Annotated in this window: 15 protein-coding genes; 6 read left to right on the top strand and 9 right to left on the bottom strand. The window is 45.2% G+C overall.

Annotated elements, in window-relative coordinates; all coding sequences use genetic code 11:
* Positions 1-178: 178 nt before the first annotated feature.
* From odhB to sdhC, 6 genes are all read right to left on the bottom strand, one after another.
* Entirely contained in the window at positions 179-1,390 is a 1,212-nt protein-coding gene (gene odhB, locus OCU38_RS08775; protein ID WP_261822791.1) for a 2-oxoglutarate dehydrogenase complex dihydrolipoyllysine-residue succinyltransferase, read from the bottom strand.
* Positions 1,391-1,403: 13 nt separating this feature from the next.
* On the bottom strand, positions 1,404-4,229 hold the full coding sequence (gene sucA / locus OCU38_RS08780) for a 2-oxoglutarate dehydrogenase E1 component (protein WP_261822792.1): 2,826 nt from the start codon (positions 4,227-4,229) through the stop codon (positions 1,404-1,406).
* A gap of 124 nt (positions 4,230-4,353) precedes the next feature.
* A complete protein-coding gene (locus OCU38_RS08785) occupies positions 4,354-5,064 on the bottom strand; it encodes a succinate dehydrogenase iron-sulfur subunit (protein WP_261822793.1) in 711 nt (236 codons plus the stop codon).
* Positions 5,065-5,075: 11 nt separating this feature from the next.
* Complete coding sequence (gene sdhA / locus OCU38_RS08790; protein ID WP_261822794.1) at positions 5,076-6,842, bottom strand: succinate dehydrogenase flavoprotein subunit; 1,767 nt, start codon at positions 6,840-6,842, stop codon at positions 5,076-5,078.
* Positions 6,843-7,190, bottom strand: a complete 348-nt coding sequence (gene sdhD, locus OCU38_RS08795) for a succinate dehydrogenase, hydrophobic membrane anchor protein (RefSeq protein WP_261822795.1) — start codon at positions 7,188-7,190, stop codon at positions 6,843-6,845.
* The gene (gene sdhC / locus OCU38_RS08800; RefSeq protein ID WP_261822796.1) at positions 7,184-7,564 is read right to left on the bottom strand and encodes a succinate dehydrogenase cytochrome b556 subunit; all 381 of its coding nucleotides are present in this window, start codon (positions 7,562-7,564) and stop codon (positions 7,184-7,186) included. Before sdhC ends, sdhD begins: the two co-directional genes overlap by 7 nt.
* Positions 7,565-7,964: 400 nt before the next feature.
* Between sdhC and OCU38_RS08805 the strand changes: the two genes are divergently transcribed.
* The gene (locus OCU38_RS08805) at positions 7,965-9,254 is read left to right on the top strand and encodes a citrate synthase (protein ID WP_261822797.1); all 1,290 of its coding nucleotides are present in this window, start codon (positions 7,965-7,967) and stop codon (positions 9,252-9,254) included.
* A gap of 135 nt (positions 9,255-9,389) precedes the next feature.
* Here OCU38_RS08805 and OCU38_RS08810 read toward each other — a convergent pair whose 3' ends face one another.
* Entirely contained in the window at positions 9,390-10,148 is a 759-nt protein-coding gene (locus OCU38_RS08810) for a Nif3-like dinuclear metal center hexameric protein (RefSeq protein WP_261822798.1), read from the bottom strand.
* A gap of 88 nt (positions 10,149-10,236) precedes the next feature.
* Here OCU38_RS08810 and OCU38_RS08815 point away from each other — a divergent pair, with 88 nt between their 5' ends.
* Positions 10,237-11,013: a DUF1853 family protein gene (locus OCU38_RS08815; protein WP_261822799.1), complete on the top strand. Its 777-nt coding sequence runs from the start codon at positions 10,237-10,239 to the stop codon at positions 11,011-11,013.
* Between the two features lie 453 nt (positions 11,014-11,466).
* On the opposite strand, the gene pgm is transcribed toward OCU38_RS08815, so the two are convergent.
* Both pgm and seqA read right to left on the bottom strand, forming a co-directional pair.
* Positions 11,467-13,113 (bottom strand): phosphoglucomutase (alpha-D-glucose-1,6-bisphosphate-dependent), encoded by a 1,647-nt coding sequence (gene pgm / locus OCU38_RS08820; RefSeq protein ID WP_261822800.1) that lies wholly within the window; start codon positions 13,111-13,113, stop codon positions 11,467-11,469.
* A gap of 79 nt (positions 13,114-13,192) precedes the next feature.
* Positions 13,193-13,747, bottom strand: coding sequence for a replication initiation negative regulator SeqA (gene seqA, locus OCU38_RS08825; RefSeq protein ID WP_261822801.1), 555 nt, complete (start codon positions 13,745-13,747; stop codon positions 13,193-13,195).
* Positions 13,748-13,839: 92 nt separating this feature from the next.
* Between seqA and OCU38_RS08830 the strand changes: the two genes are divergently transcribed.
* The 4 genes from OCU38_RS08830 to fur all read left to right on the top strand — a co-directional run bounded on the left by OCU38_RS08830 (position 13,840) and on the right by fur (position 16,137).
* Positions 13,840-14,610, top strand: a complete 771-nt coding sequence (locus OCU38_RS08830; RefSeq protein ID WP_261822802.1) for an alpha/beta fold hydrolase — start codon at positions 13,840-13,842, stop codon at positions 14,608-14,610.
* 70 nt (positions 14,611-14,680) lie between these two features.
* Positions 14,681-14,899, top strand: a complete 219-nt coding sequence (locus OCU38_RS08835) for a DUF2788 domain-containing protein (protein WP_261822803.1) — start codon at positions 14,681-14,683, stop codon at positions 14,897-14,899.
* Positions 14,900-14,953: 54 nt separating this feature from the next.
* Positions 14,954-15,481, top strand: a complete 528-nt coding sequence (gene fldA, locus OCU38_RS08840) for a flavodoxin FldA (protein WP_261822804.1) — start codon at positions 14,954-14,956, stop codon at positions 15,479-15,481.
* A 215-nt stretch (positions 15,482-15,696) separates the two neighbouring features.
* Positions 15,697-16,137, top strand: a complete 441-nt coding sequence (fur, locus tag OCU38_RS08845; protein ID WP_261822805.1) for a ferric iron uptake transcriptional regulator — start codon at positions 15,697-15,699, stop codon at positions 16,135-16,137.
* Positions 16,138-16,152 lie beyond the last annotated feature (15 nt).

A 16,152-nucleotide genomic window follows, 5' to 3' on the forward strand; every position in this document is an offset into this window, starting at 1 on the left:
TATTCAGTGATAACAAGGTCATCACCTTCATTATTTCCTCATGCTAAAGGAGAGCTTTAGCAGGTGTGTAGGGGTACTTCTTTTTATATAACTCAAATGCTAATTGCGATAAATACGATGCTTAACACAATTAACATAAGGTCAAAATAAGGGCGCCAACTGGCACCCTTAATTCTAATTAAACATCAAGTAGAAGACGTGCTGGATCTTCTAGCAGTTCCTTGATTGTGACCAAGAAACCGACCGACTCACGGCCATCAATTAAGCGATGGTCATAAGACAGTGCCAAATACATCATTGGCAAGATTTCAACTTTGCCATTGACTGCCATTGGGCGGTCTTGGATTTTGTGCATGCCCAAAATAGCAGCTTGCGGTGGGTTGATGATCGGTGTTGACATCAATGAACCAAATACGCCGCCGTTGGTGATAGTAAAGTTACCACCCATCAACTCGTCGACTGTCAATTTACCGTCACGACCTTTGATAGCAAGATCTTTGATGCCCTTCTCGATATCAGCAAAACCTAACGTGTCACAGTCTTTTAGAACTGGGGTCACTAGGCCGCGCGGAGTTGATACCGCCATGCTAATATCAAAGTAGTTGTGGTAAACAATGTCATCACCATCAATAGAAGCGTTCACTTCTGGGTAGCGTTTTAGCGCTTCAGTCACGGCTTTCACGTAGAAAGACATAAAGCCTAAACGGGTATCATGGCGCTTCTCAAAAGAGTCTTTGTACTGCGCTCGCAAATCCATGATTGGCTTCATGTTCACTTCGTTGAACGTGGTTAACATTGCCGTGCTGTTTTTCGCTTCCAGTAGGCGTTTTGCTACTGTCTTACGCAGGCGTGTCATTGGCACACGTTTTTGACTGCGAGCCGCCGCTGGCGCTTCAATTGGCGCAGCCGCTGGTGCTTCTGGAGCCGCTTTCTTAGCGTTAGCTAAATGCGCGTCCACATCTTCACGAGTGATACGACCGCCAACACCTGTACCTTTCACATCGGAAGGGTTCAAGCTGTGCTCTGCAAGTAAGCGTCTTACTGCTGGGCTCAATGCTTCATTGCTTTCTTCAGTCAATGTCGCTTTGTGGCGTTTGTCTGGAGAGGCTTCAGTGGCTTCGGTTGAGTCTTTAGTTGGCTCACCGGCTACCGCGCCCGGTTTGATTTTGGCAAGAAGCTGCTTGGCAAGTACCGTTGCACCTTCTTCTTCTAGGACTTCTTCAAGCACGCCCGCTTCTGGAGCTGGCACTTCAAGGACAACTTTATCAGTTTCAATATCCACTAATACGTCATCACGCTCTACTCTATCGCCAGGCTTTTTGTGCCAGGTTGCAACGGTAGCATCTGCAACTGATTCAGGTAAATCAGGAACCAGAATTTCAATTGTCATTTGTTGGGCTTCCTTATTCTTCTAGTTCTTTATCAATTGTAAGAGCGTCATCGATTAACGCTTTCTGTTGTTTCAAGTGCACTGACATGTAACCCACCGCTGGTGATGCTGACGCTGGGCGACCAGCATAATTCAAAGTGGTGTTAAATGGCGTTGCTGCGCGGAAGTTGTGTTGGCTTGAATACCAAGCACCTTGGTTTTGAGGCTCTTCCTGACACCAAACGTAATCGGTCACTTGTGGGTAAATAGAGATTACCTCACGCACATCCGCAATTGGGAATGGGTATAACTGCTCAATACGAACAATCGCCACATCATCAATTTCACGTTTACGTCGCTCATCCAGAAGGTCGAAATACACTTTACCCGAACAGAACACCACGCGGCGTACTTTAGACGGTTCAAGATCATCCACTTCAGGAATACAAGGTTGGAAAGTACCTTCCGCTAAATCTTCTAGTGACGACACACACAATGGGTGGCGCAGTAGAGACTTCGGAGACATCACAATCAAAGGACGGCGCATTGGGCGAACCACTTGGCGGCGCAACATGTGATACACCTGCGCAGGGGTTGATGGCACAACCACTTGCATGTTTTGTTCCGCACACAGCTGTAGATAACGCTCTAGACGTGCTGAGGAGTGCTCAGGACCTTGGCCTTCATAACCGTGTGGTAGCAATAAGGTGATACCACATAAGCGGTTCCACTTTTGCTCACCCGAGGAAATAAATTGGTCAATCACTACCTGCGCACCGTTGGCAAAGTCACCAAACTGCGCTTCCCAGATAGTCAGGCCGCCCGGCTCTGCGGTGGTGTAGCCGTATTCAAATGCCAATACCGCTTCTTCAGACAATACAGAGTCAAAGACTTGGAATGGCCCTTGTTTGTCATGAATGTTCGATAATGGCACGTACGTACTTGCATCACCTTGGTTGTGCAATACTGCGTGACGGTGGAAGAAAGTACCACGACCCGAGTCTTGCCCTGAGATGCGGATACGCTTGCCATCGTCAACGATAGTGGCATACGCCAATGTTTCTGCCATACCCCAGTCAATGGCTTTTTCGCCTTCAACCATGGCTTTACGGTCGTTATATAGCTTGTTAACGCGGCTTTGCAATTGGTGGCTATCAGGATAATCGCACACTTTTTTGCCTAGCTCTTTGAGACGAGTCAGCTCTAATTTGCTGTCCCACTCAATATCCCATTCATGGCCAATATAAGGAGACCAATCCACAGAATGTAGAGCCATTGGACGCCACTCTTTCACCACCACTTCACCGTGGTCGAGAGCATCACGATATTCATTCACCAGTTGCGTAGCGGTATCAATGCCAATCTCATCACGCTCCATCATCACATCAGCGTATAGCTTACGTGGTGTTGGGTGCTTTTTAATTTTTTGATACATCAATGGCTGAGTTGCGTTTGGCTCATCGGCTTCGTTGTGACCGTGGCGGCGGTAACATACCAAGTCAATCACTACATCACGCTTAAAGGTGTTGCGGTAATCAAGTGCGATACGAGTGACAAAAGCCACCGCTTCTGGATCATCGGCATTCACGTGGAATATCGGTGCCTGTACCATCTTCGCGATATCGGTACAGTACATAGTAGAGCGAGTATCTCTAGGGTTCGACGTAGTAAAACCAATTTGGTTGTTCACTACGATTCGCACCGTACCACCCACTTGGAAACCACGCGCTTGAGACATGTTAAATGTCTCTTGTACCACCCCTTGTCCAGCAATCGCCGAATCACCGTGAATGGTGATAGGTAATACTTTTGAACCGTCTTTATCTGCCAGACGGTCTTGACGAGCACGTACTGAGCCGATAACTACTGGGTTTACAATCTCTAAGTGCGATGGGTTAAAGGCTAGCGCTAAGTGAACGTTACCACCGGGAGTGGCAAAGTCTGCAGAGAAACCTTGGTGATATTTCACATCACCCGTACCCCAAGTCTCATCGTGCTTACCGGCAAACTCATCAAACAAGTCTTGCGGTTTTTTACCTAGCACGTTGACCAGCATATTCAAGCGGCCACGGTGAGCCATGCCTACAACCACCTCACGCATGCCACTACGGCCTGCATGACGAATTAACTCTTTGGTCATAGGAATCAGCGCATCACCACCTTCTAGAGAGAAGCGTTTTGCACCGGGGAATTTAGCACCAAGATAGCGTTCTAAACCTTCTGCCGCTGTGAGCTCGTCAAGATAGGTGATTTTCTCTTCTAATGAGAATTCCGGCTGAGATTGAACCGATTCAAGACGCTGCTGAACCCAACGCTTTTGCTCTGTGTTGGTCATGTGCATGTATTCTGCACCGACTGAGCCACAGTAAGTCTTGTTGAGCGCTTTATAGAGGTCTTTCAACTGCATGGTTTCTTGCGCGACCGCAAAAGAACCGACGTTGAAATTTTCGTTGAGATCATCTTGTGTGAGATTGTGGAACGCAGGGTCCAGTTCAGGCTGAACTGGGCGTTGCCATAAACCTAATGGATCTAGGTTAGCCGCTTGGTGGCCTCTAAATCGATAGGCGTTAATAAGTTGCAAAACCCTTACTTGTTTCGCATCGACATCAGGATCACTTACTTGGACACTGTAATGCTTCGTCTCTTGTGCAAGTCGGCGAAAGTAGTCACGGACGCGAGTATGGGATTGCTCCCCTTGTTCTGATGCTTGCACAGGCAATTCATCAAATACGCGTTTCCATTCCTCACTCACCAAGTCTGGATCACTGAGATAAAGTTCGTAGAGTTCTTCTACGTACGTTGCATTGGCGCCAGCCAAGTGTGAAGACTCGAGCCATGCCTTCATCACACTGTTATGCATATATTCCCTTAATCTGTAGATTAATACTTGTTGTTTCGGTCTTTGCCGAACTTATCTTCAACCTAAAAAGGTTGGTTACAACAGGCTTAACAGTAAACCTCGAAAAGCCCGTAATTTCAATAATCTAAACCGAACGATTGACTAACATCGTTTTGATATGCCCAATCGCTTTGGTCGGGTTTAACCCCTTAGGACATACACTGACACAATTCATGATGCCATGACAACGGAAAACACTGAATGCATCGTCTAAACTGTTCAGTCGCTCATCAGTTGCCGTATCTCGGCTATCAATTAACCAGCGATAAGCCGCTAGGAGGCCCGCAGGACCGATGAACTTGTCTGGGTTCCACCAGAAAGATGGGCACGATGTGGTACAACACGCACACATAATACATTCATATAATCCATCCAAATGTGCACGCTCTTCTGGCAACTGTTTGTGCTCACGCGACGGAGGTAATTCGCCATCAGAAATCAAAAACGGCTTCACTTTGGCGTAGTTGTCGTAAAACTGTGTCATGTCGACAATCAGATCACGTACCACTGGTAATCCAGGTAATGGACGAATGGTTAACGTATCCCCTTTCAATGCAGAAAGTGGCGTGATACACGCAAGACCATTTTTACCATTCATGTTTAAACCGTCACTGCCACACACACCCTCACGACAAGAGCGGCGGAAGGAAAGCGAAGGGTCTTGTTCTTTCAACAAGATCAGCGCATCAAGCACCATCATGTCCGAGCCTTCTTCCACCTCTAGGGCGTACTGTTTCATGTAAGGTTTGCTGTCCACATCTGGGTTATAGCGATAGACAGAAAAATTCAGGTTCATATCTCGCTCCCTTAATAGGTTCTAGCTTTCGGTGGAAACGCTTCACGATGTACAGGTTCCATATTCACATCACGCTTAGACATACTTTCCGTTTCTGGATTGTAAATTGAGTGGCATAACCACTGCGAATCATCGCGGTCTGGATAATCAAAGCGGGCGTGTGCGCCGCGGCTTTCTGTACGGTAGTTAGCAGCAACCGCGGTTGCTACAGCGGTTTCCATCAAGTTATCAAGTTCGAGACACTCAATACGTTGTGTATTGAACTCTGTGGATTTATCGCTAAGGTGCGCATCTTGCAGACGTTCACGAATTTCACGCAGCTCAGTAAGCCCCGTTGCCATCGCTTCACCTTCACGGAATACCGAGAAACTGTTTTGCATGCAGCTTTGCATATCTTTACGGATTTGCGCAGGGTCTTCACCGCGGGTGCTGTTCTCCCAGCGCATTGTGCGCGCAAGAGAAGCTTCAAGATCGGACTCAGATACTGGGCGAGCTTCAGATTGTGCATCCAAGGTATCGCCTAGGTGTAAGCCTGTTGCGCGACCAAACACCACTAAATCAAGTAATGAGTTTCCGCCAAGTCGATTGGCACCGTGTACCGATACTGAGGCGATTTCACCACAAGCAAACAGACCTTGCACTTCCACATCTTGTCCTTTGTCATCAAGCTTGATTGCTTGACCGGAAACTTGAGTCGGAACGCCGCCCATCATGTAGTGACAGGTTGGGATAACCGGAATAGGCTCTTTAACTGGGTCAACGTGGGCAAAGGTACGTGATAGTTCACAAATACCTGGCAGGCGAGATTCAAGTACGTCTTTACCTAAGTGATCCATCTTCAGCTTAATGTGCGGGCCCCACGGACCATCACAGCCGCGCCCTTCACGAATCTCAATCATCATGGAACGCGCCACAACATCACGGCCCGCCAAGTCTTTGGCATTCGGTGCATAACGCTCCATAAAGCGTTCACCATCTTTATTAAGAAGATAACCACCCTCACCACGACAACCTTCAGTCACAAGTACACCTGCACCTGCGATACCGGTTGGGTGGAATTGCCACATTTCCATGTCTTGCATCGGCACGCCAGCGCGCAGCGCCATACCTACGCCATCACCAGTGTTGATGTGTGCGTTAGTAGTAGAAGAGTAAATACGACCTGCGCCACCAGTGGCTAAAATAGTGGCCTTCGATTTGAAGTAACACATCTCGCCAGTTTCCATGCAGATAGCCGTACAACCCATGACTACGCCGTCTTGGTTTTTCACCAAATCAAGGGCGTACCACTCACTAAAGATGGTGGTTTTGTATTTGATGTTTTGTTGGTAAAGCGTGTGCAACAAGGCGTGACCTGTACGGTCAGCAGCAGCGGCAGTACGCGCAGCTTGCTCACCACCAAACTGTTTGGATTGGCCGCCAAACGGACGTTGATAAATAGAGCCGTCTTCAAAGCGAGAAAATGGCAAACCCATTTTTTCTAGCTCGATGACAGATTCTGGACCGTTCTTACACATATATTCGATGGCGTCTTGGTCACCAATGTAGTCCGACCCTTTTACCGTGTCGTACATGTGCCATTGCCAGTTGTCTTCGTGAGAGTTACCAAGTGCAACAGTGATACCACCTTGCGCTGATACGGTGTGAGAACGAGTCGGAAATACTTTTGATAGTAATGCGCAAGTTAACCCTTGCTCAGAGATTTGTAGTGCTGCGCGCATACCTGCACCACCAGCACCAATGACAACAGCGTCAAATTCGCGAACTGGAATTGTCATTTATGCCCCCCAAAGAATAAATAGGCCAGAGAAAAAATAACCAAATAGCACCGCAACCAGAACCAGTTGCAGGCTGCCGCGTAGCAGCGCTGGTTTAATGTAATCGGTCAATACCTGCCACACTCCAATCCACGCATGAATAAGAATGCAAAACAGGGCAAGCATGGTAAACACCTTGGTGAACAGTCCACCGAAGAAGTGAGTCCACTGCATATAACCTATGTCACCGGTAAATAAGAAGAAGCCACATAGATAAATGGTGTATAGGGTTAAAATGATTGCCGTTGCACGAATCAACAGGAAATCATGGACGCCATTACGTCCTACGGAAGAAATAGAATTTACCATACAATTACCCCCGCAATGATTGCTAGTACAGCTGTCACAATAAAGGAGATTTGCGCACTTTTTGCGCCGCTCTCTAGTTCTTCAAAGTAACCTAGGTCTTGGCAAAGATGTCGAATACCGCCCACGATATGATAAAAAAGCGCAGTCAGTATTCCCCACAAAATAAATTTAACGAAGAAACCATCCACGTAGCTGGCCGCCTCCATAAATCCTTTTGGTGATGACAGAGAAATAGAAAGTAACCAAAGCAAAATCCCTACAGCGACAAAGGTAATAACACCAGATACCCTGTGCAGAATCGAAGCAATGGCAGTGATTGGGAAATGAATCGTTTGCAGATCCAAATTGACGGGTCTTGTTTTTTTCTTGTCCACGGCGTGCTCTCTCAGCTCCTTTGAACAGTTACAAATCGTAAACAATTGCGCTTTCTTAGCAAAAACTTAACAAAAGCTTACATAAGTTAGGGTTAAACCTAATTATTTTGTCACTTTAATCCTCTATAACTTAGAACTATCTCTCGCTAACCAAAGTTCGCGGTAGAGATAAATCAATGATATAGCTTTTAATTCACGGCCACTATAACGTTTGTTAACAATGACACACAATATTATTAACAATTTTTGTTACATAGGCCTGATTTTTAGTAATTCTACTTATAGAAATCGAGACAAGTGCACACAAAAAGCTATATAAATTGACTTCTAGTGCGAACACCAGTACAAATTTGGTGCACCATTGAATCAAGATGGAAAATAAATAACAAAGGAGAATGTTATGGCAGATAAGCAAGCGACTCTGACTATTGAGGGTCAAGCGCCTATCGAGTTGCCGATTATGAAGGGAACAGATGGCCCAGACGTGATCGATGTTCGTACATTAGGAAGCCAAGGGTATTTCACCTTTGACCCTGGTTTTCTTGCCACCGCATCTTGTGAATCCCAAATCACCTACATTGATGGCGACGCTGGTATTTTATTACACCGTGGTTACCCAATCGATGAATTAGCAAACAACGCAGATTATTTAGAAGTTTGTTATATTTTGCTCTACGGAGAAGCACCCACTCGCGAAAAATACGATAACTTTAAGAAGGTTGTTGGACGCCATACTATGGTGCACGAACAAATCGCCAGCTTCTTCCATGGTTTCCGTCGCGATGCCCACCCGATGGCAGTAATGTGTGGGGTAGTTGGTGCTTTAGCGGCCTTCTATCATGATTCACTTGATATTAACAATGATGAACACCGTGAAATTGCGGCATTTAGACTACTATCCAAAATGCCAACTCTTGCGGCAATGTGTTACAAATACAGCATAGGTCAACCGTTTATTTACCCACGAAATGACCTTACTTATGCAGAAAACTTCTTACACATGATGTTTGCAAATCCATGTGAAGAATACGAAGTCAATCCTGTGGTTGCTCGCGCAATGGACAAGATTTTCACTCTGCACGCAGACCATGAACAAAATGCTTCGACATCAACAGTGCGTTTAGCGGGCTCTTCTGGCGCTAACCCATTTGCGTGTATTGCAGCAGGTATCGCCTCTCTTTGGGGACCAGCACACGGCGGCGCAAATGAAGCTTGTCTACATATGCTTGAGGAAATCGGTAGCGTAGATAAGATTGAAGAATATGTTGCACGAGCAAAAGACAAAGATGACCCATTCCGTTTGATGGGCTTTGGTCACCGCGTTTACAAGAACTACGATCCTCGCGCAACGGTAATGCGTGAAGCGTGTCATGACGTGCTTAAAGAGCTAAACATTAAAGATCCTCTGCTAGATGTTGCAATGGAACTGGAACGTATTGCCCTTTCTGACGAATATTTTGTTGAGAAGAAACTCTACCCGAACGTCGATTTCTACTCAGGCATTATTCTTAAAGCGATCGGTATTCCTGTGTCTATGTTTACCGTTATTTTTGCTATCTCACGAACTGTGGGTTGGATTGCGCATTGGAGTGAAATGCACAACGATCCTAACAACCGTATCGGTCGACCTCGTCAGCTGTACACAGGTGAAACTAAGCGTGAGTTTAAACCACTTCACGAACGTGAATAGTTTTTGCTAACTGTTTTTGCTAATAGTTCCACTTAAACAAGGTAGCTAACGCTAGGCGCTAGTAGAACAAACTCTAATAGAAAAGGCTTGAACATTACGTTCAAGCCTTTCTTTTTATTACGCTATTTAAGTGTCTTATACTGGGTTATTAATATCGACAAACGTCACCTCAAAGCCGTGCTCTTGCGCCAACCACTCACCTAACGCTTTGATGCCGTATCGCTCAGTGGCATGATGCCCCGCCGAAAAATAATGAATGCCCTGTTCACGCGCCACAAATGTCGTACGCTCTGAAATTTCGCCCGAGATAAACGCATCCAATTGATGGTCTGCGGCAAGTTGAATGTAATCCTGACCGCCACCGGTACACCAGCCTACGCTTTCAATCATTTTATCGGCAAAGTCAGGCGCGATATGCAAAGATTCACGATTAAGCACTTGTGCAATGCGCTGCGCAAACTCCGCCCCTGTGACAGGCGACGCTAAACGTCCATACAGCGCAATAGATTGGGCATGCCCCTCAAGACCACCCTCAATCTCAATATCCAACAGCTCGGCTAATTTTGCGTTATTGCCTAGCTCAGGATGAATATCTAAAGGTAAGTGGTAACCATACAGGTTAATATCATTTTTGATCAGCGCACGAATACGACGCCCTTTCATGCCCACTATCGGCTCAGGCTCACCTTTCCAAAAATAGCCATGATGTACCAGTAATGCATCCGCTTTGAGTCGAATAGCTTCATCAATTAACGCTTGGGATGCAGTCACTCCAGTGACTATTTTTTTGATATTTTCAGTACCCTCTACTTGCAATCCATTCGGTGCGTAATCTTTGATCTGTAAGGCGCTGAGTTTGTCGTTTAGCAGCGTTTGCAATTTTAAATTGTTCATTTCTATTCCAAATATTTGAAAATGCTTCGGATATGTAGCAAGTTAAATAGACCATCCTTGACAGGTTTGTATCTCTAACGGTTTATCTATGCCTAACTATACGGTCAATGCTTCAATTTTAACTCAATTTGCCCAGTGGATTGCAACAACTGCGCCGCTATTTCGAGAAGATGAGATCATTGTGCAGCAATTGCCCTTTCGTAATACAGACGAGGTACAGTTTACTGACTACTACAAAAACTCACGGCTTGGCTTTATTTATCAACACCTTTGTCAGGAACTGTTTGTGCAATGCTCTGACTTAGCTGTTGAACAAACTGAATTGCAGCTAAATGATGCTGGGCGAACCATAGGCGAACTGGATTTTATTTTGCGCCAACCACACCAAAATACGGCACAGCACTGGGAAGTAGCGATTAAGTTTTACTTGTTGCATCAAGATAAGTGGTACGGGCCTAATGCGAGAGACCGCTTAGATAAAAAGTTGCGTCATATGTTGACTCACCAGTTGCAACATACGCATATGCCGTACTTTGTAGAGCAATACCCGCAATGGCAATATCTGTCGCAGCACCTGTTAATGCAAGGCCGTTTGTATATTAACCCTTTCCAGCAACAGACCATTCCTAGCCATTGTGAAGACAAAGAGATAAACCCAAGTCAAATTAATGGTTTTTGGTGCTATCAAAAGCAGTTTGCACAAATTGATGAACCGCTCTATCAACTGGACAAAGCACGTTGGGCTATCGGCAAAAACCCATCGTCACCTCGGGTAACAGAAGCGTCACAAGGCATTTTACATTGTCAAAGTGAATCAGGTCGATTTTGGTTTGTAGTGCCAAACGATTGGCCGAATAACTGCTAGTTAATTATTCAAACAGTGATTGCACTTTCTAGCAAACAGCGATTAAACATAAAGTTAAAACTAATAAAAACAAAGTGTTAGATAAATAAACTCAATATACTTTCGGCACTGGCATTCACGCATGTCTCAGTGCGCATATTGAACCTGTCAATGCATAGGAATAAAGTCGGGCTACATTCAAAGCACTGGCTAGTTTATCTAGAAATTCACATGGCACAATTAGTAGAAGCATTGTTCGTTTTTATGCTGATGGTCTGTATTCCTATCTCAATCGTTATTCTGTTTCAGCGAAAAAACGATAAAAAAGCCGCGCGACGCTTATCACGCTAAGCAACTTCTGAACAAAAAACTCTGTAGCGCGATCGATTCAAACATAAAAAAACCCATTTACCGTTCGGCAATGGGTTTTTATGATTTGAGCGAATAGCTTAATCGTTATTTAGGCAATTGCTGTTATAAACCTGCCGCCTTGAATACTTGATTCACAATCTCTTGCGCTTCAGTTTCAATCAGTTTTAGATGCTCTGCACCTTTGAAGCTCTCACAGTAAATCTTGTAGATTTCTTCTGTGCCAGATGGACGAGCCGCAAACCAACCATTCGCAGTAGTCACTTTCAGACCACCAATTGCAGCGCCATTGCCTGGAGCATGCGTTAGACGAGCGGTAATCGCATCACCCGCTAGAGTATCCGCAGATACCATTTCAGCAGACAGCTTAGTCAGTACGTCTTTTTGTGGGCCGTTTGCTACCGCTTGAATACGGTTGTAGCTAGACTCACCGTGTTTCGCCGCTAACTCGTTGTAGTATTGCTGAGGGTTTTTACCCGTTACTGCGGTAATTTCAGCCGCTAGCAAACATAAGATGATGCCATCTTTATCCGTTGCCCAAGGCGTACCGTCTTTACGTAAGAAAGACGCACCTGCGCTCTCTTCACCGCCGAAGCCAAACTTGCCTTCGTACAGACCGTCTACAAACCATTTGAAGCCAACAGGCACTTCACATAGCTCGCGACCAAGATCAGCCACAACGCGATCGATAATAGCACTAGAAACCAGTGTTTTACCCACGGCAACTTCTGCGCCCCAACCTTCACGGTGACGATATAGGTAATCGATACACACGGCTAGGAAATGGTTTGGATTCATCAAACCTGCTGGCGTTACAATGCCGTGACGGTCATAGTCAGGGTCGTTACCAAATGCTAGGTCGTAATCGTCTTTTAGTGCCAGTAGACCTGCCATCGCGTAAGGCGAAGAACAATCCATACGTACCACACCGTCTTTATCTAAAGACATGAACTGGAAGCTAGGGTCAATCGCTTCACTCACTAGAGTAAGGTCTAGGTTGTACGCTTTTTGAATTTGACGCCAGTAATCAATGCCTGAACCACCTAGTGGATCAACACCGATTTTTAAGTTGGCTTTTTGAATCGCTTGCATGTCAACAACGTTGACCAGATCAGCCACATAAGGAGCTACGAGATCTTTTTCAACAAACAACTCGCTCGCTTTTGCATCCGCAATGCCTACACGTTTTACATCCACTAGACCCGCTGCAATGATTTCATTAGCGCGATCTTCAATTGCTTTAGTCAACTCACCTTCCGCTGGGCCACCATGTACTGGGTTGTACTTGATGCCACCATCTTGCGGCGGGTTATGCGAAGGAGTGATGACGATGCCGTCAGCTTTAGCATCGTTGACTAAGTTATGAGTCAGGATTGCATGGGAGATACCCGGAGTTGGGGTATAGCCTTCATGCTCTTGACAGATAACCTGCACACCATTTGCCACCAACACGTCTACCACAGTAGAAAATGCCGGTTCAGAAAGTGCGTGTGTGTCTTTACCCACGAATAACGGCCCGGTCACTCCGTGACTCGCGCGAACTTCAACGACCGCTTGCGCGATAGCTAAAATATGATTTTCGTTAAAGGTTACCTTGTCAGCACTACCACGATGGCCCGAAGTACCAAATGCAACTTTTTGTGCCGCATTGCCAGCTTCAGGTTGCAACAAATAGTAGTTAGCCACCAACTGAGGGATGTTGTGTAGATCTTCTTGCTGAGCCTTTTGCCCAGCGCGAGGATGCATAGCCATTGAGTTGTTCCTTTTATAGTTCTTAAAATCAAAAATACCCACGAACCTGGGGGGATTCTGTGGGTATTATTCCTTAGGATTATATCGAACGTGTGACACGTTCAATTAATTCGGCGGGGAAGGACATTCGCACCATTAACTGTTCAACCATCTGACGTTTACGGCTGGTATTGTTATTGGTGATCACCCAAAACGGTGATCCGGGAATGGCTCTTGGTTTGGTCGTAGTGCCACTTGCCAAGAGTACCGCTTCGTTGTCCGCAAAGTAGACTCGCTTGCGCCCTTTTACTTGGGTCGCTTCGGCGAATCCGTCTTTATCAATTCTATGAAGCGCAGACAGCATAAACATAAATCTATCAATCGCCTTATCAAGAGAGGCAAATTCATCTGAAATCAACTCGCTACGGATTTGCTTGATAGGATCAATCGACTGTGTCGGTTTACCAACGGTGATCGGTGTTGCAGGGCCTTTAGGTTCCACTTCAGTCACTTCTGGAGTGGCCTCGACTTCTTGTTCTACAGCACCATTCACATCGAGTAAACGTCGTAGAATATCGGATGCACTCTCTCCAATACGTTGGGTTCGGCTCGCGATAAATCTATACAGTTCTTCGTCAACTTCGATGGTTTTCATTCGCTTTTCACAATCTTATTAGTTTAAACTGCTTCAGATTATACCCAGTTATTGAGCAAGTCTCTACGGAAAGAAAAAAGGAAATGGATAAAATGTCGAGCCAGCTGCACTATAAAATCCAAGGTAACGGTAAACCTATGCTTCTCATTCATGGTTTATTTGGCAGTTTAGATAACCTTGGGTTGCTTGCGCGCGATCTCAGTCAAGATCATCAAGTGATCAGTGTCGACCTGCGAAACCATGGACGATCTCCTCATTATCCAGAGCATACTTATACCTCACAAGCGGCCGATATTCTCTCTCTTATTGACGAACTTGAGCTTACCTACGTCACGCTAGTTGGGCACTCCATGGGCGGCAAAGTCGCGATGAAGTTAGCCTCACTAAGGCCTGAGCTCATTAAGCAATTGATCGTATTAGACATGGCTCCTGTGGCTTACCATGTTGACCGTCACAGCAATGTATTTGCTGGTATTCAAGAAGTGGCAAAACAGAAACCTAAACTCCGCTCAGAAGCGATGTCACTGCTGGCGCAACATATAGAGATGGAAGGCGTGAGTCAGTTTTTAAGTAAGTCTCTTTATAAAGAGGGAGACACATTAAGCTGGCGTTTCAATTACATCGCCTTACAAAATCAATACCAGCAAATCATGACTTGGGAAACTCTAGCGCCAAATCCCGTCGCTACCCTATTTATGAAAGGCGCCAATTCTGACTACATTCAAGCCGAACATCAAAGTAGTATTATGCAGCAATTCCCCAATGCTAAAGCGCACATCATCGCCAATACTGGGCACTGGTTGCACGCAGAAAAACCTGACATGGTATTGAGAGTGATTCGCAAGTTTATTACACAAAATTGAGATTCAAGGGTAAACAGAAGCAACTAGGTTATGGTATAGTTCCGCGATTGATTAAGCATAAAGGGATGCCATGCTGTACGATTACATTAATCAAATTGAATCCATCGGGCTCGATTTGCTGTTTGCTTCCGTATTTTTACTCATCGGGTTAGCAATCAAAGATGTTCTAAAGCAGGGCAATGTTCCTCCATTTGGGCGTCGTATCGTATGGTTAGTGCTGTTTCTAGGTTGTGCCGGCTTTGTCACTAAGGGGGTTATACAACTCTCTTGGGAAGGCTCGGGTTTATAATCTATAACGCCGATATAAACGCATCCCATTACATCCAATATAGGTACTGATTCTATGGCAAGTGTAGGTCTCTTCTTCGGCAGTGATACTGGTAATACAGAAGCTGTTGCAAAGATGATTCAAAAACAACTAGGTAAACAACTGGTTCATGTTCAAGATATAGCGAAAAGTAGTAAAGAAGACATTGATAACTTCGATCTGCTACTACTCGGTATCCCTACTTGGTATTACGGTGAGTCTCAATGTGATTGGGATGACTTTTTCCCAGAACTAGAAGCAATTGATTTCAGCACTAAACTTGTGGCTATTTTCGGTTGTGGTGACCAAGAGGATTACGCTGAGTACTTCTGTGATGCGATGGGCACTGTTCGCGATATCGTAGAAGCGAAAGGCGGCACTATTGTCGGTTACTGGCCTACCGAAGGCTACGAGTTTGAAGCCTCTAAAGCATTGGTTGATGATGATAACTTCATCGGCTTGTGTATTGACGAAGATCGTCAACCTGAATTAACCGAAGAGCGCGTTAAAACTTGGGTTGAGCAGATTCATTCTGAGATGTGTCTTGCCGAACTAGAAGACTAAATCGTCTCCATTTTTTAAGGGGGGCTTTGAGCCCCCTTTTTTCGTTTTGCGCGACAATCACTTACAATAACCTCATGAATGGCACATACTGTTCGTGATGGTCTTCCATTTTATGAAGAAAAAGAATAACCACAATTAACGCATTGTTTATTGTTGGCTATTCTTTCCATATAATGAACAATTAACAAGCTGCTCAAATTTTTAAAGGAATATACATGCCAGATAACAACAAAGCCCTAAAAGAAGCTGGATTAAAAGTCACTTTACCCCGCTTAAAAATTTTAGAGCTCCTGCAACAACCGGGTTGTCAGCACATCAGTGCAGAAGAGCTGTATAAAAAACTTATCGATATCGGTGAGGAAATTGGGCTAGCAACCGTTTACCGAGTATTAAACCAATTTGATGACGCAGGTATTGTGACTCGCCATCATTTTGAAGGCGGAAAATCTGTATTTGAGCTTGCGACTCAACACCACCATGACCACCTTGTTTGTCTTGACTGTGGTGCGGTTATCGAGTTTAACGACGAAGTTATTGAACAGCGTCAGCATGAAATTGCTAAAAAATACAACATCAACCTAACCAATCATAGCTTATACTTATACGGTCGCTGTGCTTCAGGTGATTGCAAGACAGATCCTAACGCACACAATTAATCTCGTATAAAAAAA

Origin of the sequence: Vibrio neonatus, assembly GCF_024346975.1 — a bacterium.
Classification (GTDB): domain Bacteria; phylum Pseudomonadota; class Gammaproteobacteria; order Enterobacterales; family Vibrionaceae; genus Vibrio; species Vibrio neonatus.